This is a genomic window from Neobacillus sp. K501 (assembly GCF_053749995.1).
Map to the genome: position 1 here is coordinate 817727 of NZ_JBSLYA010000001.1, position 20694 is coordinate 838420.

Genomic DNA, 20694 nt, shown 5'->3' on the forward strand with positions numbered 1-20694 from the left:
GTTAACCTTCATTATGTCTATTATTTCGCAAGTGCATCTTCTTTATTTTATAATCTCATGCTGCCTATGTACAAGGATAAATGGAATTATCTTTAAGAATATAAAAAAAATGTCTGCAATAGGCAGACATTTTTTTGACAATTATACAAGTAATTCATTGGCAGCTTTTATATAAATACTAAAAATGCCATTCTTCATATTTTTTGCTTCTTCAAACTGTTCAAATTCAAAGGGAAAAAACAAACCAAATTCTTGTATAATATCCACGTTCTTATTAAATAGAGAGCTATAATGATCATAATAAACCGGAGACTCAAGGATTGAAATCATCGTGTGCAAGCTCGTCATTACTTGAAAAGCATCACCTAGTGTATTAAAATCATCAGGAGTTTGCAAAACCCTTAACTGTTCAAATTTGTGAATTTCCTCATCTGAAAAATAGAGTGGAAAAACAGTTGAATAAATATACCTCACAAGTCCACAAATCTCTTCCCCTTGGCTTGGCGTCGAGGCAAAAACAATTTTCACTTGTAACCCACCTTTGCTATAACAATAATCTGTCGTAATATATAACCAGAATAGCATACTTAAAGGTAAATTTCGGTGGTAATTATAACCACGGTCTATTCTGCTATCAGACCATCAAAAATGAGGTAGAAAAAATGTTGAAAACTAAGCGAAAAGGGGAATGGCTCGAGATCATTATCCCTAAAAATTGGGAAGGACTAACAATAGAAGATATCTTTCGAGAAATTTGGGAAGCACCCAAAAAGCTCACCCATACTTTTCGGATGGAAAATAAAGTCTTATTAAATGGAAACCGTGGAAACTGGCTTGCCCCGCTTGTATTTGGAGATAGACTGTTACTTCAATTATTTGCAGAAGAAGAAGCCCAGCTTCCTGCAAATTTTGAAGATATTCAGGTTATTTATGAAGATGATCACTTGATTGTCTTCAATAAGCCGCCCTTTATGAGTACACATCCAAATGATCCACTAATAGATACAAATACACTTGTTAATGCAGGGCTCTTTTATTTACAAGCAAAAGGGGAAATAAGAAATATCCGCCAGGTTCATCGATTGGATAAAGATACTTCAGGAGCCATTTTATTTGCGAAACATCAATTAGCAGGTACTATTTTAGATAGAAAACTTGAGAATCATGAAATAAAAAGAACCTATGTCGCTCTTGTACATGGTCTATTTTCTCAAAAAAAGGGAACAATTGCCGAACCTATTGGCCGTGACCGCCACCATCCAACAAGGAGGAGAGTTTCTCCATCAGGTCAGGATGCCCTCACACATTATCAGGTAATACTGGAAGATAAAAAGAAAAATCTTTCCTACGTAAAATGCTGGCTTGAAACCGGTAAAACACATCAGATTCGTGTTCACTTAAGCCACATTGGGCATCCTTTAGTAGGAGATGTTTTATATGGTGGAAAATCAATTGTTAAAAGACAGGCCCTTCATGCTGGAAAATTGGAGTTTTCTCATCCAATAACGGAGGAAATCATTATTTGTTTTGCACCTTTTATCGATCAGGAAACGATTTTTATAGATGTTGATGTTTATGATCTTTAAAAGGTAAAGCCTCCCGATGATGGGAGGCTTTATTTTAAAGATCAGTATAAAATTCGACTTTGAGAATTGTCCAACTCCAGCGCCTAGAGGCTTCCGCTTTCCTTATTATTTAGCTCTTCTAAAGGAGCGCATAATTAATGATAACAGGAATACGAGGGCAACTGATCCGATGATTGCCGGTATGATAGCAAAATCGGCTACGACTGGTCCCCAATCCCCTAATAGTAAGGTCCCAAGCCATGCACCTACAAATCCAGCAATAATATTACCAATGATACCACCAGGAATATCTCTTCCTACAATTAGACCAGCAAGCCAGCCAATAACGCCACCTACGATTAATGCCCAAATGAAGTTCATTTAAGAACACTCCTTTTTAAAAATAAAAATTCATTTTCAATTTAAAAGCAGTATTATTTAATTTTGAAAATACTGCCTCGTACCATTAAAGTACCCAAATTATTATTTTCCATTCATATGGATAAGGTTAGATTAGTTTTGCTACATAAAATTTACCTGCTGCGGAAACAGTAAAAAGAAATTACGAACATCAAAAAGATTTCAGAAAATTCTAATGTTAAGTTTTTGTAAATTACGTAAATTTTTTATGATTTTTTCTACAAAATTCGATAAAATGATTTCCTGAAGTGTAAAATTTTTTTACATAATTTTTGGAGGTATTTATTCTATGGCATTCAAGAAAAATGACAAATTCTCGGCTTTACTTAGTAATATTTCAGCAAACTTAAAAGAAGGTGCAAATTTTTTTGCTGATTACAAATTAAAGAATGTAAGTGATTTGAAAACTTTTTCGGAAAAAATGAAGGAAATTGAGACAAAGGGAGATTCTTATGTTCATGAAGTCATCAAGCAATTAAATGATGCATTTATTACTCCAATTGAACGTGAAGATATCCTTCATTTGGCAATCAGTATGGATGATGTACTAGATGGTCTTGAGGCAACAGCAGCATTGTTCGAAATGTATTCCATTACTCAAGCAGACGATTTTATGCTGCAATTTGTCGATGCGATCAAAGGAAGCGTACATGAAATTGACAAGGCCATTGAACTTTTATCGAATAAAAAGCTGCCACAAATGAGAGAGCATGCTATCAAGACAAAGGATTATGAATCAAAATGCGATAATATTCTTCGTCAATCTATCAAGCATTTATTTAGTATCGAAAAAGATCCGATCCGAATTATTCAATTTAAGGAGATTTACGAAAATCTTGAGGATATCGCTGATAGCTGCCAAGCCGTAGCCAATACTCTTGAAACCATTATCATGAAGAATGCATAAGGAGCAATCATATGGATACATTATTTATTTTAACAGTACTGATTGTCATTGGTGCGCTTGCATTTGACTTTATTAATGGATTTCATGATACAGCTAACTCAATCGCCACCTCTGTTTCAACTAAAGCATTAAAACCACGTCATGCGATTATATTAGCAGCATTCATGAATTTTGTTGGTGCGATGACCTTTACTGGGGTTGCAAAATCGATATCAAAAGATATTGTAAACCCATTTGATCTTACTAATGGATCGGTTGTCATTCTTGCTGCATTAATTGCTGCTATTTTTTGGAATTTACTGACATGGTATTATGGAATCCCGAGCAGTTCATCTCATGCGATCATCGGTTCCATTGCCGGAGCTGCCATTGCCTCTGGAGGCTTTGATGTTCTTAACTACAATGGTTTTCTCAAAATTATTCAAGCACTGCTGCTCTCACCGATTTTAGCTTTTGGAGTCGGTTTTATCATTTATAGTATTTTTAAAGTGGTATTTAAGAATTTTAATCTAACGAAAACAAATCGTAATTTCCGTTATATGCAAATCGCTACTGCCGCATTACAGTCGTTCTCTCACGGAACAAATGATGCCCAAAAAGCAATGGGGATTATTACGATGGCATTAATCGCAAACGGCTATCTTGGAGGAAATGGAGATGTTCCTTTTTGGGTTCAATTTGCCTGTGCGACGGCAATGGGACTTGGAACTTCTGTAGGCGGCTGGAAAATTATTAAAACAGTTGGTGGAAAAATCATGAAAATCCGCCCTATCAACGGGGTTGCTGCCGATTTAACAGGAGCTGCCGTAATCTTTGGTGCTTCTGCTTTACATGTACCTGTAAGTACTACACATGTTATTTCTTCTGGTATCTTAGGGGTAGGCTCTGCACACCGGATTAAGGGAGTTAAGTGGGATACAGCCCAGCGCATGCTCGTTACATGGGTTATTACCCTTCCAATTACAGCATTAATAGCAGCTTTCTCTTATTTTATTTTAAATCTTTTCTTTTAAAAGGATGAATCTTTTCATCCTTTTTTTAATTGACATTACTTCTAATCATCGTCTAATTTCATACTTTTTAAGTATAGGGACAAGTGTTGGGGGGATCACTTTGAAAGAAAAAATAGCAGCGATGTTAATCGGAAGTCTATTATTAAGCCTTGGAGTAAATGGTTTTTTAGTCCCCTATCACCTCTTAGACGGTGGAGTTATCGGGTTAGGATTGATTATACATTACTTTTATGGCTGGCCAACCGGGTTAAGTATGATTGTCTTAAGTCTCCCACTTTACATTCTCGCTTGGTTCTTTGAAAGACGCTATTTCTTCTATAGTCTTCATGGACTTATTATCTCATCATTTTGTATCGACCTATTTTCATTCATGAATGAGGGATTTCAACTAGGGATTCTTCCTAGCACAGTAATTGGCGGCATTTTAGTTGGCTTTGGAATTGGTTTAATGCTCCGCTATGAAACGAGTACAGGAGGGACGGATTTACTCGCTCAATTGCTTACAAAATTTACTTCAGTTAATGTTGGGATCATTATTTTTATTATTGATGGACTTATCATAACGTGCGGAATAAAAGTAGTTGGTATAGAAAAATTTTTATACTCCCTATTAACGATTATTTGCGTGGGTCTTATGACCTCTGTTACGGTAACAAGGCGTTCAGAGACTCTAGGGTAAAAAACTAAGGGATCTCAGTTAAGTTTCGAACTTAATTGAGATCCCTTTCTGTTGATATTTTCAATAGATTTCATCTGAAATGAAGGCGGTTGAATCCTTAATGAGCAATTTAGGTTCCACTTGCACTTTTGTTTTTTCAGAAGGCGGGACTTTTCCCTCAATCTTATTAATTAAGATTTCACATGCTTTTCTCCCCATCTCTTCTATCGGGGTAGCAACAGTCGTAAGTGGTGGGTCAATAATGGAACCAACATAAACTCCTTCATATCCTCCAATCGATATATCTTCAGGGATAGCGAGCTTTAATTTCTTGACCACAATATAGACAAATGATGTTGTGATATCATTACAAACAAATAAGGCGGTTGGACGTTCTTCTTGGTTTAGGCAATCTATGAACTGTGAGTTTTCTGCAAAAATTGCATTTGGATCTGTATTGTTATAATTGGATAGATTAAAAGGAACAAATAGCCCCTCATCCACTTTTAAACCACTTTGTTCTAATGCTTCAATATAACCCTGTTTTCTATTAATGACTTCCGAAGAAGATTTCAAATGGGAGTCATAAACGAAAGCAATTTTTTTATGACCCAAATCTATTAAGTGTTTTGTCATCTGATAACCACCTTTCACGTCGTTACAAACAACATGATCGGCATCTAATTCTTCAAAGTATTTCGTATAAAAAACGAAAGGAATATTCGTTTTTTGCAGTTCTTTATAGGTTTGAATTTCATTACAATGGAAAGCTAAAAATCCATCTACCATCATATTCGTGTATTTTTTAATAAGAGATTGTTCAACTTTACTATCACATTCTGCGGGACCTATCGAAATGGTGTAGCCTTTTTCCATTGCATATGGGATTGCTCCCTTAATAAATTGGTTTTGGTAGTCATCATGTAAATATCCTCCAATAAGGAGGCCAATCGTGTGTGAACGCCCCGTATTTAACCCTTGTGCCATTCTATTAGGTATATATCCTAGATCAGCAGCGATTTCTTTAATTTTTTTTGCTGTACTTATACTGATGGATGCGTCATCTCTTAAGGCTAGGGAAACGGTCATTTTTGATACACCAGCTATTTTGGCAATATCCTCTAGTTTAACTCGCTTTTTAATTGAACTCACTCCAAACGTTTTGGAACTATATCGGTAAAGCTAGTTTAATATATATTTTTAAAAGTGACAATAAAATAGCACTTTTTGCCATTGTTATTAATATTGAATATTCAGAATCTTATTGATAGTTATAAAAGGATATGTTAAATTATATTTAAAGGGATTACTTTACCGTTAAAGTTTTTAGAAATCCTTATTTTTTACCCGTTTACTTTACCGGTAAAATTGAAGAAAGGCGGTTGGTTGGAAATAGTTTATACGATAGTTAAAATTAAAATTGAGGAGTGAAATTGATTTGAAAGCAAACATGAAGGGGTTGTCAGTTTTATTAACAAGTGGCGTTATATTAAGTTCTACCTTTTTCAATTCTACACCTCCAGATGCAAACGCTAAAACTGCCAGCAAAGTCAGCCAAAAATATGAAAAAAATACCCAAAGCAATTATGAAAACAGTAATAAAAATAAGCAAAAAAATACGATAGTAACTCCTGAAGAGAGTACATTCTTTTCAACAGTAACGATTGAAGAACACTCTTCCTATAATACAGCTAGCGACGGTGATTTATGGCCAGCAGCTTGGTCAGATGATGATAAGCTATACACCGCAAATGGTGACGGGAAAGGATTTAATTTATCTGCTCCTTGGTCGGATATTGTCGTCAATCAAATAAACGGAGGTCACCCTGCCACTAAAGATATTTCAGGTGTAAGACTTTCAAGTGGTGATCAAGTCGGTCAGGTTTGGAATGACCCCTACGAATATAACCGTAAGCCAACTGGCATGATTTCAGTCAATGGTGATTTATATCTTGCCGTTCAAGATCTTAGTAAGGGTGGCGGATGGAGAGCATTCAATGATGCACCGTCTGCAACAATCCTCAAGTCAACAGATAAAGGGAAAACATGGACGTGGGATAAAACAAAGCCAATGTTTGATGACTATGTGTTTACTACTATTATGTTTTTAGATTATGGAAAAGATAGTGAAAACAATACATCTGATAAGTATGTTTATGCCTATGGGTTGGATTATAATTGGCGGGATTCTTTTATCGATACAGTAGAAGATCCAACAAATTTATATCTTGCTAGAGTTCCTAAAACTAGTATACAAGATCGCTCTACATGGGAGTTTTATACTGGTGATTTAAATGGGAAAGCGAAGTGGAGTAAAAATATTAAGCAGCGTAAGCCAGTGTTACAGGATGAACGGAGGGTCTACAATAATAATTTACATCCGACGAATCCAGACAATTCTACTGTTCTATCACAGGGAAGTATTGTCTACAATAAACCGTTAGACAGATATATTTATACATCTTGGACTGAATTTACGTTTGAGTTTTATGAAGCTCCCTCTCCGTGGGGTCCTTGGAAGAAATTTTTATCAAAAGACTTTGGTGTCTACCCATGGTTTGATAATCATCATGGAGGTTATGGTGCAGTTGTTCCATCCAAGTATATTAGTGAAGATGGGACAGAAATGTGGATGAATTCTAATACCTTTATGGGTGGCCTGCAAAGATATAGCTTATCATTTAGAAAACTAAAAGTGACTCCATATCAGAAAACAGAACCAACAAATGAAAGTAGCGATCTAAATTTGGCGCTGCCAGAAAACTCGAGTAATGCTACCCCAGTTTCAAAATACAGTGCTCATGCCGGAAATCTACAATACTTGAATAATGGAAACAAACTTCAATCTGTTGATAACTGGAATGGAGAAAGAAAACAAGAGGACTGGTGGGGCTATACTTGGTCTCAGGCATATAACATGAACGAAGTGGTATATACAACAGGTAATATGTATCCAGATGGCGGCTGGTTTAATGATATTAAAGTGCAGGTAAGGCAAGATTTCAAATGGGTTGATGTTAAAAACTTACAGGGTGTCCCTGCATATCCTAATAATAATTCTGCAGGCAAGAATCAATCCTATACCTTTACTTTTGATAAAACTTGGGGTGATGGTGTCCGAATCATCGGAACCCCGGGAGGAAATGCTACATTCACTTCCATGGGTGAGCTAGAGGTCTATTATAAATAGTTGAAAAGGCAATCCCACCAACATAATGCTGGTGGGATTTCATTCGAATGGATATTAAATGGATCTCTAGACTATTTAATAATCAAAGCATGTTTTAAGGTCTTCTGGCTTTTGCGGTAAGGTGTCAGGCAGCGGCAAACGATCCTTTACTGACAAGATTGGCTTTACTTCCTGATGTGGCTCCGTTTGGTACCAATATGCTGTACTAGAATAATCGTCACTTCGATTATTGTTATGACCATGCTCAATTGTCACTTTAATCGATTTATCAAACATAATTGGGTCCTGGATATGATAACGATATGCTGAAACCTTTCCTGACCAGTTTGGCCCACCACCAAGGATTATCCCATGATATGGAGCACAAACTTCTTGCTGTGGACACCAGGCCGTATTAAAATAATCCTCCATCCCCGTTCCGTGTAAGGATGGCGGCCAAGGCTCTCCGTCGATAAATATCATATCGTCACCCTCACCATACCAATTCCATTCATGGGTAAAACGCAAGTTATGGATATTGAGATTACAGCCCACATAATGCCCTTTACCAACTGCATCTAAAATGACATAGTTTCCATCACCGGTTGTATTCTTACCTCCAAAACAGTATAAAGCATTAGACATGTCTTCCGTAACCCCATCTGTTAATTCCCGTTTCCACAAAGCATGAAACCTAAGCTTACTATCAATTTCTTTATCGTATTGTTCATAGTCTACATAATAATAAAATTTTATTGGGTCATTGGCATTACTCTCAATTTCAATCTTGGCTTTCTTTCCAAATGGCATTGGAAAGAAGCAATTTAACGCTCTTCCATCCTCAGGACTCATCTGTAAGGGCTCTGAAGAATAATTTTTCGTAATTCCATGTCCCATCCCAAAGAAATCGCCAATTGGTGCTTGTACACTTGGATTCTCTTCACCATCCCAGTACATTCTAATGACAATTTTTCGGTGAAGATACTCCTCAATCGAATCATCCAAAGGTGCCATTGTCATCCAAATGTGGGTAATACATCCCGAACCCTCAAGTTCACAAATGGTTTGAATATCGCCAGGATAAACCTTTATATAATCTCTATTACCACCGGTAGTATCATAGCTTGACGCTCTTTTTCTTTTACTGTCTCTTTCCCGATATAAATCTCTTAATGATGAACCAAGAAATGTCATATTTCTATCTCCTTTTTTAGCCAATATAGTAATCTAGTTTTATAATTTACCACCAGACATTTTAATTCCATCAACCAAATATTTCTGCATGGAAAAGAATACGATAAAGATCGGAATCGCACTCATTAAAGCGGCAGCTAAAACGATACCCCATGAGGTTTCATATCCACCTCCAACAATATTCGCCAATGCCACTTGTACCACCCACAGCTCCTCTTTCTGATTAATAATCAGCGGCCATAAGTAGTTGTTCCAATTAGCCGTAAAAAATCCAATCGTAAGTGGAATCATCATTGGTTTCGACAAAGGAAGAACGATCTTGAAGAATGTGCCGGCAATCGATAATCCTTCCATATAGGCAGCTTCTTCCAGTTCCTTAGGAAAATCTTTATAGAATTGTCGAAATAAAAAGATACCGTATGCATTAAAAATCATTGGAATAATTAGCCCTAGGTAGGAGTTAGCCATTCCTAGATTCTTTGTAACCATATAAAGAGGAATCATAATAACCGTAAATGGTACCATCATCGTACTAATCATCCAGCCAAAGACTAAATTTTTCCCTGGAAAGTTTAATCTTGATAAAGCATATCCTGACATGGAGTGAAAAAGTAAAGCTACAATCGTTACCGATGTTGAAACAACTAAAGAATTCCAGATCGCCCTTAAAATATTGGTTTCCAATACTGCTTTAAAATTCTCCAATGTCAAATTGGCAAAGCTAAAATTAAGATTAAAGACATCTTCTGGAGCTCTAAATGAGCTAATTACTAAGAAAAAGACCGGAAGAACCATTAATATTCCACAGAAGATTGTAAAGGCAGTTAAAAGCCGATTTTTTTTCGCCACGCTATCATTGCACCTCCTAATCTTTATCGGAATACATCCTTAGCTGAGCAAGGGAAAGAACAAAAATGATTAAAAACAATACAACTGCTAATGCTGAAGCATAACCCATATTCAAGAATTCAAAAGCTTGTTTGTAAATATAAAGAACACTTACCATCGTTGAATTTGCAGGGCCGCCTTTAGTCATAACCATGATTTGGTCAAAGACTTGAAAAGAGCCAATAGTTGTTACAATCAGAATAAAAATGGTCGTCGGTTGCAGCAATGGCAAGGTAATGTGCCTGAAAGCTTTCCAGCCTGTTGCCCCATCAATTTGCGCTGCCTCATAGTAATCAGTTGGAATTTCCTTAATTGATGCCAAAAAAATCATCATATTATATCCGAGGTTTATCCAAAGTATAACGACAATAATTGAAATCAGTGCTTGATCGGTAGATCCCAAAAATTGTTGATTTTCAATTCCAAATAGATCTAAAAATTGATTAATAAAGCCGTTGCGCGGATCATATAAAAACATCCATATTACGGCAGAAATAACCGATGTGATCGCAAAAGGAAGTAGAAACATCGTTCTAGCAAGGCCTTCAAATTTCCGCCTTATATTATTCATTATGACTGCTAATACCAAAGATAAACCAACCAGTAATGGAACATAAATGATCGTGAATTGAAAGGTACGATACACAGATTTCCACCAATCTTTATCCGCTGCTAGCTTTTGATAATTCTCAAAACCAATAAAAACCTTAGGACTTAGAGCATTCCACTCATGGAGACTCACATAAAAAGCATAGACCATTGGCACAAATACAAACACAGTTAAACCTAATAAGTTAGGTAATAAAAAACCATACGCAGTTAACGATTCTTTTCTTTTAAAATTCACATAAATTCCTCCTCGTCAATATCGAGGTAATTAGAAAAGCGCAAGCTTAACTTCCATTCAAAGTCCGGGAAACTTACTAGAAGCCACCCGGACTTATATAAGTATTATTTCTTCTTTAGTGCTTCATCAATTTTTTTATGTGCTTCAGCAGCGGCATCTTCACCTTTGACCTTGCTGAACATGACCTTTTGCATAGCTTCTCCAACTGCATCTACCACTTCTGGGCCATAACGAGGTTCTGGGATCGCAGAATCATAGATTTCTTCCGTAAATACTTTACGTAATCCTTCACCATAAATCTTTTGCCCTTCTTCAATCACAGATTGTCTAGGAGGATAAGCAAACTTTATTTCAGTAGCCCATTTCAATGGACGTGATTTATCTTCTGCAAAACACCACATAATAAATTTAGCCGCTTCTTCTACGTTTTCACTCTTTGAGTTTACAGCCATTTTCCAACCGCCTGCAGCAGTTGCTGCCTTTCCGCCATCTGGTGTCGGAATTGGAGCTAGACCAATTTCAACATCTTTATATTCTTTTTCAAGGACTGGAACAGCCCATGTACCAACTATTGTCATCGCTGCAGTACCTGTTCCAATATTCGCTGCATCCCATGGACCATATTGTAATTTAGACGGAGCATCTCCATCTTGGAAAAAAGATCCCCAGTAATCTAATGCTTTTGCTACCTCTGGTGAATTAAATGTTGATTTCGTACCATCTGTATTTAATACATTTCCACTTTGCTGCCATAGGAATGGATACCAAATAAAGTTTAGATATGGACCTTTATCCGTTGGGAGAACTAGGCCAGCAACTTTATCTGTTGTTAATTTTTCAGCAGCGGCTTTTAATTCATCCCATGTTTTCGGTACTTCAACATTCGCATCTGCCAGCATTTTTTTATTATAATATAAACCTAGTAATTCTAATTCATATGGAAGGGCTAGTACTTTATTATCATAGGTGACTGCATCAATTGCAGCTGGGAGGAAATCTTCCTTAGCACCATCTGGAAAATACGAATTTAAATCTGCCATGATTCCTGACTCTGCATATTTTGTGAAGTCACCAGGACTTACCATAAAAATGTCTGGACCTTCTTCGTTCGCAAACGCAACCGGTAACTTGGTGGTCGTATAATCACTTTGATTAAACGCAGTGTACTCAATTTTCACCTTGTCTTTGTGTAAGGAATTGTACTCTTTTACTAAGTCTTGGAAAAATTTCTTTTCAGCTTCAGTGTGAAAATCCCAAAATTTAAGTGTAGTTACTTTTCCATCTTTTGAATTACCGTCTCCACTACTTTTGGAAGAACTGCTGCACCCTGCTTGAACAACAAGAATCAAAACGATACTAAAAATCAAAAACGACTTCCAGAGTTTCATCTCATTTTCCCCCTCTTTTAATAGCATTTTAACAGAGAATTTGTAAACGATTACATTCTTTTTGTTTTTTTTTGTAGAATTCCCCCTTTCAATAGTTTAAAAGGCTTTTAAACACTTAAATTATTTTTATTGTTTCACTTGCCCACCAGTTTGATGACTAATAAAAGCTTCAATCTCTTCTCTATTTGGAAGCGAGGGAATGGCCCCTTCTCTTGTTACTGTTAATGCACCAACCGCATTTGCAAACTCAACAGCTTCTTTCAACGATTTTCCGCTAATGAGCTCTACTGCTAAAGCACCATTAAAGGCATCACCCGCCGCTACCGTGTCTACTGGATTCACCTTAAAACTTCTAACATAATGGCTGCCTGTGGAATTGACAATTATCGCTCCCTTTTCAGCTAGGGTAATCACAACATTTTGAACACCTTTTTGAAGTAGAACTCTACCTGCAGCCTCAGCATCCTCTTTCGTTAAGACCTTAATCCCCGTTAATATTTCAACTTCTGTCTCATTTGGAGTTAAATAGGTAACATTTTGGAGAAGTTCATCACTTAGCATTTGTGCAGGTGCTGGGTTTAGTATGACTGGCACTTGAACGGATGAAGCATAGGAAACAGCTTCCGCAATCATGTTTAAGTCCATTTCCAGCTGAACTATTAAAATATTTGAAGCCTTAATTAGATTTTTAGTGTTATCTAATTCACCAATGTTGTAGTGTAAATTCGCGCCAGGCACAACTATGATTCTATTACTACCTTGTTGATCTAATGTAATCGAACCAACTCCTGTAGGATGTTGTGTATCTCGTAAAATATAGGCTGTATTAATTCCTTCCGCTTTTAAAGTTGTAAGAAATTCGTCCCCAAATGGATCAGAACCAACCTTTCCAACCATGGTAACTTCCGCTCCTAGCCTTGCAGCAGCCACTGCCTGATTAGCTCCTTTTCCACCGGGAAATTTTGAAAAACTCGAACCAATAATGGTTTCCCCTATTTGTGGGAATCGATTTGTTCGAACAACCAAATCCATCATGAAACTACCAATCACTAAAATCTTCATAGCAATCTACACCCTTTTAAATTATTGATTTGATAATTTTCTCCCTAAGCTGCCACCTGGGTGGTATAAATGAAAATCATCCTTTCTAAAGTTTTTTGATATCGATAGCGCAACAGCAAGCGCATCACCAATCACTAATGTCACAGTAGAACTAGTTGTTGGTGCTAAACCGAGATGGTCTGCCTCTGAAGTATACTGATAAGAGAGGACTACATCACAAAACTGAGATAATGTTGAATCTGTCTTAGAGGTAATAGCAATCATTTTACTGCCGATTTTAATAAGTGAAGGAAGCAGTCCTAATACTTCTGAAGTTTCTCCGCTATTTGAAATTAAGATCACAACATCTTCCTTTTGAATCATCCCTAAATCTCCATGCAGTCCTTCGGTACTATGAATAAAGAATGCAGGTGTTCCTGTACTGGCAAACGAGGCAGCAATTTTCTTGCCAATATGTCCAGATTTCCCAACACCTGTAATAATTACCTTTCCTTTACATTGACTAATTATTGATAGTGCTTCTTCAAAGCTCTGTCCTATTTGCTCGGATAAGGCTTTAATGGATGCAGCCTCTACTTCAATTACCTTTTTTATTTCTTCTAATAGATTCATGGAATAACTCCTTTCATACTGTGTTTTGAATACTCAGTTTGTTATATTGAGGATTGGCTTAAATTTTTCATAAATGGGCTCTAGATCGTTATTGACCAATTTGTTAATAATAATTTCTCCTACTCGCACCCCCATTTCATATGGAGCCTGCTTTATGCAGACGATCTCTGGAATAGTAAATAATTGGGCTGCCTCATTTTCTCCATAGGACGCAATAACAAGATTTTTAAATTTTGAAAGACCTTGTTGTGTTAATTGATGAAGCACACCAAATGCCATCGTATTGTTAAATGAAATGATTGCAGTAGGCGGTTCTCTCAAAGATAAAAACTTCTCAGCGGCATAATAACCATCTCCTTGCGTGAAATTCCCACAATAGATTAAATCGGGGCTTTCATGCAAACCATGAATCAATAAAGCCTTTTTATATCCCAAATATCGTTCATGTCCTGAACTTACTGATAAAGAGCCATTGACTACGCCAATTCGCTTATGCCCCTTGTGAATCAGATAAGACGTCAACTGATAGGCACCCTCCTCGTTATCTTCGATTACATAATCAAGTTCAAGTTCAATATTTTTAATCTTTCTATCTATTAAAATAATGGGTACACCTGAAAATTTTATTCTTTTGATTAATTCATCATTTTCTCCTGCAGTAGCAAGGACAATTGAATCTACACGTTTTTCAAATAAAACCTTTAGCATCTCTTTTTCTTTTTTTGGATTTTCATCTGAGCTAGCAAAAATCAAGTGGTATCCACCTTTTAAAACTGTGTCCTCAATTCCTTTAGAGATTTTCATGAAAAAAGGATTTGAAATGTCAGGGATGATAACCCCAATAGTATTTGTCTGATGCTTTTTTAAACTTCTGGCAATTCCATTGGGTTGATAATTTAATCTTTTGGCAGTAGCCAGCACACGTTTTGTCATTTCTTTACTTGCATAGCCACTGTTATTGAGGACTCTAGAAACGGTTGCGATCGATACATTTAATTCCTTTGCAATATCTTTAATAGTCACGTTAGTCATGTCAATCTCACATCCAATTTTATCCTCCATGTGTAATCGTTTACACAATAAACAAAAATTTTTATCAAAGTTGAATAAAAAGAAAGAACTATAGAAGAATCAAAAAATTATTTTATTACTTTACCGGTAAAATAAGAAGTTAAAAAAATTTCAGCCTTAGCTGTAATCGTTTACATGTATTTTATAAAAAAATTCAAAAAATATCAATGACTTTTTTAAATTTTTTTAATCTTTTATTTCAATTTGATAAATACACGGTTAGCAGATTGAAAATCTCTATTCGGAAGCAATAGATCTCTTCCGAATAAAGTCTGCTTGGATAGAAGGCTCAATCTTCAGGGAATAACTTCGGCGTTAGTCGTTCACATATTCGAATTTCACTATTATTGACTAAACGTTGGAGTAAAATCTCACCCACACGAACTCCCATTTTATATGGAAATTGCTTAATGCTAATAATCTTTGGAACCCTAATTAATTGTTCCGCATCATTTTCACCGTAGGATGCAATCATTAGATTCCCAAAGTTTGAAATTCCTCTTTGGGCTAACTGGAGGAGAACCCCGAAAGTCATTGTGTTATTAAAAGAGATGATTGCTGTTGGCATTTGAGGCATATTTAAAAAATATTCTGCCCCCTTAAAACCAGAAATCTGAGTAAAATCACCATGATAAATATATTCTAGATCAGTTTGTAACCCATATTCAGCCATTGCCTTTTTATAGCCCACAAACCGCTCATAACCAGTACATACAGATAAGGAGCCATTAATCACGCCAATTCTGGTGTGACCTTGTTTTATTAAATAAGATGTTAATTGATAAGCACCATGGATATTGTCTTCAATCACATAATCGAGTTCTAATTCATCATTATTAAGTTTTCTATCTACTAAGATTACTTGTATACCTGAATTTTTAATTTTATTAATGTACTCTTCATTTTCACCTGTTGTCGCTAAAACAATGGCATCTACTCTTTTTTCAAATAGTACCTGAAGCATTTTTCTTTCTTTGTTCGGATTTTCATCGGTACTTGTAAAGATTAAATTATAACCACTCGGATGGATAACATCTTCAATGCCTTTAGATATTTTCATAAAGAAAGGGTTCGATATATCCGGAATAATCACTCCAATTGTATTGGTTTGATTTTTTTTCAAACTCCTGGCTATTGCATTGGGCCGATAATTCATTTTATTTGCCATTTCCAGTACCCGTTTTTTTACCTCAGGACTTGCGTAGCCGCTGTTATTTAGCACCCTGGAAACCGTTGCCGTTGAAATATTTAATTCTTTAGCAATATCTTTAATCGTGACATTGTTCATATTTATCCACTTCCAATTTTTTCTCTAAACCGAATTATGAATAGTCACTCATTATTTTACCATTTTTACATATTTTTTTTAAAATTAAAAAGACCTATCAAGGTCTTTTATTCAGTTCTACCAAAAGTCATTTTCATTATTTCATAAGATTTTTTCAAACGTTCATAATAAACCGGCTGATCCCATTCGTTCCAAGTAAATATAAATACGTCGTCTTCCATTAGTATATTGCCCGTTATTTGCGGTAGCGTCTGTTTTATTTTTCCATTTTCTACCAAAGTTGTAGCGATTCGTATCCCATCGAATTTTTCACTATTTGTTAAGCCCTTTTTCCATAAATCCCCGATAACTTCTCTTGAGCTAGGGTCTTTAACGTTAAGAAGCTGCCAAGGAATCCTTCCCTCTAAGACCTTTTTGTCATCGCTTATACTAATATCCGATAACGAGTCAAATTCCTTATCCAATGGATTTGCCGTACCGAATTTTAGTACCCCTGTTTCATACGCCTCAAAAGGAATTACGGTATTCGTTGAGGGTATTGTTAATTCTTTATTAAGTGCAAGTCTAATGGGGTGAAAAACACCATTATTCTTTTGGTTAGCATACGTTTCATGCTTCATCATGTTAAGCATATGTGCGTACTGAAAATAGAATGGATCATAGTAGCTATCGACCATTATTCTAGAATGGTCTGGACCTGCGAGCTTGATCATGAAGTCCACTCCAAAATTTGTCTTTAGACTTTCTTCTTCTGTAAGATTGATATTTTGCTGACCTTGATCTGTAATCGTATCAAGAAGCAAATAGGCGGACTGATGACGAAAATCAACTGGTTCATGAAAGGAAAGCAAGTAGTACAAATAGCCACTATCTGCATAAATGCGGACCTCATCAATATATTCTTGTTTATTTTTAGATTGATAAAGTACCTTACCATCATTTAGTTTCCAATCCATTGCTATACCATCAACAGTGATAGTGGATTCTTTATTACCTGGCTCAAAGGATAACAAGCCAAAGTGCTGCTCACTTGTTTGCATGTTATTCCAATATGGCCTCCGATTAGAGTTGTCTAAATCCATTGTATTCCAGGTACGCTTAAACCACTCATCTTGCCAGGTAAATACTAATCCGCCGGCATAACCTTCTGATACGATAGACTGAAAAAGTTTCTTATTAATTTGCCCTTGCTCTTCCTCTGTTAAAAATCCTTGATTCATGTTAAAGGGATTCTTATGGGTTAATCCCCTTGAGGCTGGAACGCCAAATTCAGCAACGAGAACAGGCAGTTTATGTTCCGCGGCCAATTCATGCAAATAACCTGCATAATTACTTTTTTTACCATTCTTATCAAAATAATCCAGATACTTTTGCTCATAATTAAGAAAATCTGGGTAATACGGATAAATGTGATAGGAAGCAAAAACGCCTGCCTGAAACTGTTGCTTAGCTTGTATGTGATTTGGATTAACTGTAACCAAATCCTCTTTCTCCATCGGCTCAGCTGGATGTTTCAACAGGTCCGTGGTCACCCAGTTTGTAAAGCTTAAAGAATGCTGCCACTGATAGTTATTTGCCTCATAGCTAGCCGCAAAGTCCATTAATGTGGCAAGCCACACTTCAAATGGACTGGCATCTACAGTGTTAAAATATTCCCCTTTAAAATCCTGTATCTCCTGGTTCATCTTATTTGTACTCATAACCATATACGGGTCCCACTCTATCCCAACTATTATCCCTAGCACATATTTAGAAATATCATAGTTATACTCACCTGAGGCATGTCCTGGCTTCTCAGCTATGTTTGCCTTTCCATGAATGATATCAATCATATTTTTAATTTCAAGCTTTGCATCAGCAGTGATTTTTTCCGTAAACGAATTTTGCGCTTCAAGGAGATTTTCTTCATTCACCCATGTACCATGAAAAAGGTATAATGGCTTTTTGGCAATTTGGTTATATTCATAAAATGCTTCATAAAACTCTGGAGAATGAAGCGTATAGACACGAATTGCATTCGCATTCATATTGCCAATGGCTTTAAACCAGCGGAAATATTCCTCTTTCGCGATCGCCGTCTCGCCAGGAAAGTAACCAGGCTTTGCAATCCCCATATTAACACCTTTTATCAAATAGTCCTCCCATTTCCTGTTCTTTTGGACTTGAATATATTGGTTGCTTGTTCGAGAATTGGTCTCTATCCCTTTGTTCTCCACTAACTCCACTTTTTCTTGTTTAATCGTATGTTTAAGACCTTTACTCAATAAAGACTGCATCATCGGCACATAGGTGGTCCAGAAAAAGGAATCTTTTGTTCCAAAATGCTCTCTCCACAGCTCCAAACCTTTTGTTTGGTAAATGGAAGGGACTTCTGCCTCATCTGCATAATCACCAGCAAAATAGAAAGAATTATATTTTGCATTTTGGTGGAATAAAACAGCGGGGAAATTAGTAGGAATTCCATATCCCTTCAGTTCTGCCTTTTTCTTTTTGGAAATGGGTAGTTCATAGGAGGCGAGCACCTCATTTTTATCCCGAGCAGAATTGATATCAAACCAATATTGATAGGTACCATTAATGTTTCGATCAAAAAAACTCTTACCTTTTTCTGTCAAATTGAACAGAGCTCCAGAATCTAACATATCTTTTTCGTCAATGACCACGACAAAATTATTTTTACTAATAAACACAAAGCCTTCTCCAGAAAAATTCCATTTTTGATTTTGAGATTTATATTGTTTCTTAATCCAGTCTGGTACTTCCGCACTCGTAAGATCAATAAAGTATCTGCCGATCCATCCTGTCCAGTCTATGTTTAATAAATTCGATATTTTTTCGCGAACCTCTTCTGTACCAGTACTTGCAAACGTGTCAAATTCTGCCATGAAAGTTTTACCTTTAGTTGAAAGGAGTGTTTGTTTAAATTGATCGATATTATTGGTTTCAAAGTATTGTTCGGTTAAATAAATGACATCATATTTTTTATAGTTATTGGTTTTCTCATTTTCCCACCGATACTTTCCATTATTAAGAATCCAAACCAATCCCTTATGTACACTGGATTCTTGCTTTGGTGCAGATTTGTCTAAAATCAACACATTTAGTTCTTTAGACGGCTTAATTATCCATAACCAAAAAGGACTGAGAATAATGATAAAAATGAGAAATGCATAAATAAAGAAGCTCACTTGTTTTTTCATTTCGAAACACCTTTTCTTTTCATTTCTCCCCAGCTCTGATCACCAATCATCATTTGCCAGATTCCTTCACATCGCCAAAGAACAGTTAATGGCCGATACCAAATCGTTTCAGTTAATGAAAATAAAAAAAGTGTAATGATATGTGACACTTTTGGATATTTTGTTAAGCTCCACTCTTCCAATAACACCGAAGTCATTGAAAAAATAGAACCATATAAACAGGAAAGAAGAAATAGCAAAATGGCGAATTCGAAATAAACTCCTCCAAGAAATAAACATAAAATCATAAATATATAGCCCAAGAGTTCAATGATTGGCCCAAAAAACTCCACAATCCAAAAATATGGAAATGAAATCATACCAATAGAACCATATTTAGGGTTAAAGGTTAATCCACGATGATTCCATAAGCTTTCAAAGAGACCACGATGCCAGCGGCGTCTTTGTCTGCGTAAAATCGTCATATCCTCCGGTACCTCTGTCCAACAAACAGGGTCTGGAACATAGACAATCTTTTTCTTTAATCCCTTTTCTTTTAGAAGCCGATGCATTCTGACAACTAATTCCATATCCTCTCCGACCGTATCTGTTTTATATCCGCCAGCTGTAATTGCCCAGTGTTTCGAAAATACTCCGAACGCTCCAGAAATGATTAACAATAGATTATGCCTGCTCAAGCCAATTCTCCCCATTAAAAAAGCTCGTAAGTATTCAATAATTTGCATGATTACTAATGGATGTTGCGAAAGACCAACTTTTTGCATATGACCACTTCTAATTTCACAGCCATTGGCAATTCGGACACTGCCTCCTGAGGCAATGACCTCTTCATTAGAATCAATAATGGGCTTCATTACCTTTAAAAATGCATCCTGTTCCAAAACGGAATCTCCATCCAATGAACAAAAATATGGATAGGATGAAAAATTAAGTCCAACATTTAGTGCATCCGCTTTTCCGCCGTTTTCTTTATCCACCATAAATAGATTCGGAAGTCGGGAAGATTGGTAAATGCCCCTGATTGGCTTCGTTTTAACCTGTTTTCGCACTACACGATTAATTTCCTTCATCTCATAATGCTCAATCACCTTATTTAAGGTAGAATCCTTCGAACCATCATTGATAACAATTATTTCAAATATCGGATAATTAATGCTTAATAGGGAGCGGACACTTTGAATGATCCCCGCTTCCTCATTGTAGGCAGGAACAATGATTGAAACCGGCTTTGTATAAATTTCATCCATGTAATCCTCAAATGCCTGGTCCCGGTCCAATTGATATTCCCGCCGAAGCTGAAAAATTGAAAAAACTAGGATCACAGAATAAAACACGATCACAATTACCATATAGACAGCAATAAATCCCGCAAACACTGATACAATATCCAGCCACTGCACAAATCCCATTGC

General features: G+C 36.3%; 18 protein-coding genes. 5 read left to right on the forward strand and 13 right to left on the reverse strand.

The genetic code is table 11. The annotated features are described in order from the left end of the window. Positions 1 to 141: 141 nt before the first annotated feature. Positions 142 to 528, reverse strand: a complete 387-nt coding sequence (locus ACWM35_RS04065; RefSeq protein ID WP_454815723.1) for a DUF5365 family protein — start codon at positions 526 to 528, stop codon at positions 142 to 144. 134 nt (positions 529 to 662) lie between these two features. Here ACWM35_RS04065 and ACWM35_RS04070 point away from each other — a divergent pair, with 134 nt between their 5' ends. Beyond that, entirely contained in the window at positions 663 to 1586 is a 924-nt protein-coding gene (locus ACWM35_RS04070; protein WP_454815724.1) for an RluA family pseudouridine synthase, read from the forward strand. 105 nt (positions 1587 to 1691) lie between these two features. Here the strand turns inward: ACWM35_RS04070 and ACWM35_RS04075 are convergent, their stop codons facing one another. Next, the gene (locus tag ACWM35_RS04075) at positions 1692 to 1946 is read right to left on the reverse strand and encodes a GlsB/YeaQ/YmgE family stress response membrane protein (protein ID WP_454815726.1); all 255 of its coding nucleotides are present in this window, start codon (positions 1944 to 1946) and stop codon (positions 1692 to 1694) included. 328 nt (positions 1947 to 2274) lie between these two features. On the opposite strand from ACWM35_RS04075, the gene ACWM35_RS04080 reads away from it, so the two are divergent. The 3 genes from ACWM35_RS04080 (at position 2275) to ACWM35_RS04090 (ending at position 4584) form a co-directional block, all read left to right on the forward strand. Further along, positions 2275 to 2892, forward strand: a complete 618-nt coding sequence (locus ACWM35_RS04080) for a DUF47 domain-containing protein (RefSeq protein WP_454815727.1) — start codon at positions 2275 to 2277, stop codon at positions 2890 to 2892. 11 nt (positions 2893 to 2903) lie between these two features. Then, complete coding sequence (locus ACWM35_RS04085) at positions 2904 to 3905, forward strand: anion permease (protein ID WP_454815729.1); 1002 nt, start codon at positions 2904 to 2906, stop codon at positions 3903 to 3905. 100 nt (positions 3906 to 4005) lie between these two features. Beyond that, positions 4006 to 4584, forward strand: coding sequence for a YitT family protein (locus ACWM35_RS04090; protein WP_454815731.1), 579 nt, complete (start codon positions 4006 to 4008; stop codon positions 4582 to 4584). A gap of 60 nt (positions 4585 to 4644) precedes the next feature. Here the strand turns inward: ACWM35_RS04090 and ACWM35_RS04095 are convergent, their stop codons facing one another. Then, positions 4645 to 5715, reverse strand: coding sequence for a LacI family DNA-binding transcriptional regulator (locus tag ACWM35_RS04095; protein ID WP_454815732.1), 1071 nt, complete (start codon positions 5713 to 5715; stop codon positions 4645 to 4647). A gap of 286 nt (positions 5716 to 6001) precedes the next feature. Between ACWM35_RS04095 and ACWM35_RS04100 the strand changes: the two genes are divergently transcribed. Next, entirely contained in the window at positions 6002 to 7753 is a 1752-nt protein-coding gene (locus tag ACWM35_RS04100) for a hypothetical protein (protein WP_454815734.1), read from the forward strand. Positions 7754 to 7828: 75 nt separating this feature from the next. Here the strand turns inward: ACWM35_RS04100 and ACWM35_RS04105 are convergent, their stop codons facing one another. The 10 genes from ACWM35_RS04105 to ACWM35_RS04150 all read right to left on the reverse strand — a co-directional run bounded on the left by ACWM35_RS04105 (position 7829) and on the right by ACWM35_RS04150 (position 20691). Next, entirely contained in the window at positions 7829 to 8926 is a 1098-nt protein-coding gene (locus ACWM35_RS04105) for a glycoside hydrolase family 172 protein (protein WP_454815736.1), read from the reverse strand. Positions 8927 to 8965: 39 nt separating this feature from the next. Continuing rightward, positions 8966 to 9775, reverse strand: coding sequence for a carbohydrate ABC transporter permease (locus tag ACWM35_RS04110; RefSeq protein ID WP_454815738.1), 810 nt, complete (start codon positions 9773 to 9775; stop codon positions 8966 to 8968). A gap of 16 nt (positions 9776 to 9791) precedes the next feature. Further along, positions 9792 to 10661 (reverse strand): carbohydrate ABC transporter permease, encoded by an 870-nt coding sequence (locus ACWM35_RS04115; protein WP_454815740.1) that lies wholly within the window; start codon positions 10659 to 10661, stop codon positions 9792 to 9794. Positions 10662 to 10765: 104 nt separating this feature from the next. Beyond that, the gene (locus ACWM35_RS04120; protein WP_454815742.1) at positions 10766 to 12049 is read right to left on the reverse strand and encodes an ABC transporter substrate-binding protein; all 1284 of its coding nucleotides are present in this window, start codon (positions 12047 to 12049) and stop codon (positions 10766 to 10768) included. A 126-nt stretch (positions 12050 to 12175) separates the two neighbouring features. After that, positions 12176 to 13111: a ribokinase gene (rbsK, locus tag ACWM35_RS04125; RefSeq protein WP_454815744.1), complete on the reverse strand. Its 936-nt coding sequence runs from the start codon at positions 13109 to 13111 to the stop codon at positions 12176 to 12178. Between the two features lie 21 nt (positions 13112 to 13132). Continuing rightward, positions 13133 to 13723, reverse strand: coding sequence for a KpsF/GutQ family sugar-phosphate isomerase (locus ACWM35_RS04130; protein ID WP_454815746.1), 591 nt, complete (start codon positions 13721 to 13723; stop codon positions 13133 to 13135). Positions 13724 to 13756: 33 nt separating this feature from the next. Then, positions 13757 to 14785: a LacI family DNA-binding transcriptional regulator gene (locus ACWM35_RS04135; RefSeq protein WP_454815748.1), complete on the reverse strand. Its 1029-nt coding sequence runs from the start codon at positions 14783 to 14785 to the stop codon at positions 13757 to 13759. 298 nt (positions 14786 to 15083) lie between these two features. Beyond that, positions 15084 to 16082, reverse strand: coding sequence for a LacI family DNA-binding transcriptional regulator (locus ACWM35_RS04140; RefSeq protein ID WP_454815750.1), 999 nt, complete (start codon positions 16080 to 16082; stop codon positions 15084 to 15086). 107 nt (positions 16083 to 16189) lie between these two features. Then, positions 16190 to 19282 (reverse strand): hypothetical protein, encoded by a 3093-nt coding sequence (locus tag ACWM35_RS04145; RefSeq protein WP_454815752.1) that lies wholly within the window; start codon positions 19280 to 19282, stop codon positions 16190 to 16192. Then, positions 19279 to 20691 (reverse strand): glycosyltransferase family 2 protein, encoded by a 1413-nt coding sequence (locus ACWM35_RS04150; RefSeq protein ID WP_454815840.1) that lies wholly within the window; start codon positions 20689 to 20691, stop codon positions 19279 to 19281. The genes ACWM35_RS04145 and ACWM35_RS04150 overlap by 4 nt, the downstream gene beginning before the upstream one ends. Positions 20692 to 20694: the final 3 nt, after the last annotated feature.

Bases quoted from the DNA above. Each gene is read 5' to 3' on its own strand.
- ACWM35_RS04070 (WP_454815724.1), top strand. From the start codon at position 663: ATGTTGAAAACTAAGCGAAAAGGGGAATGGCTCGAGATCATTATCCCT.
- ACWM35_RS04075 (WP_454815726.1), bottom strand. From the start codon at position 1,946: ATGAACTTCATTTGGGCATTAATCGTAGGTGGCGTTATTGGCTGGCTT.
- ACWM35_RS04080 (WP_454815727.1), top strand. From the start codon at position 2,275: ATGGCATTCAAGAAAAATGACAAATTCTCGGCTTTACTTAGTAATATT.
- ACWM35_RS04085 (WP_454815729.1), top strand. From the start codon at position 2,904: ATGGATACATTATTTATTTTAACAGTACTGATTGTCATTGGTGCGCTT.
- ACWM35_RS04105 (WP_454815736.1), bottom strand. From the start codon at position 8,926: ATGACATTTCTTGGTTCATCATTAAGAGATTTATATCGGGAAAGAGAC.
- ACWM35_RS04120 (WP_454815742.1), bottom strand. From the start codon at position 12,049: ATGAAACTCTGGAAGTCGTTTTTGATTTTTAGTATCGTTTTGATTCTT.
- rbsK (WP_454815744.1), bottom strand. From the start codon at position 13,111: ATGAAGATTTTAGTGATTGGTAGTTTCATGATGGATTTGGTTGTTCGA.
- ACWM35_RS04130 (WP_454815746.1), bottom strand. From the start codon at position 13,723: ATGAATCTATTAGAAGAAATAAAAAAGGTAATTGAAGTAGAGGCTGCA.
- ACWM35_RS04135 (WP_454815748.1), bottom strand. From the start codon at position 14,785: ATGGAGGATAAAATTGGATGTGAGATTGACATGACTAACGTGACTATT.
- ACWM35_RS04140 (WP_454815750.1), bottom strand. From the start codon at position 16,082: ATGAACAATGTCACGATTAAAGATATTGCTAAAGAATTAAATATTTCA.
- ACWM35_RS04145 (WP_454815752.1), bottom strand. From the start codon at position 19,282: ATGAAAAAACAAGTGAGCTTCTTTATTTATGCATTTCTCATTTTTATC.
- ACWM35_RS04150 (WP_454815840.1), bottom strand. From the start codon at position 20,691: ATGGGATTTGTGCAGTGGCTGGATATTGTATCAGTGTTTGCGGGATTT.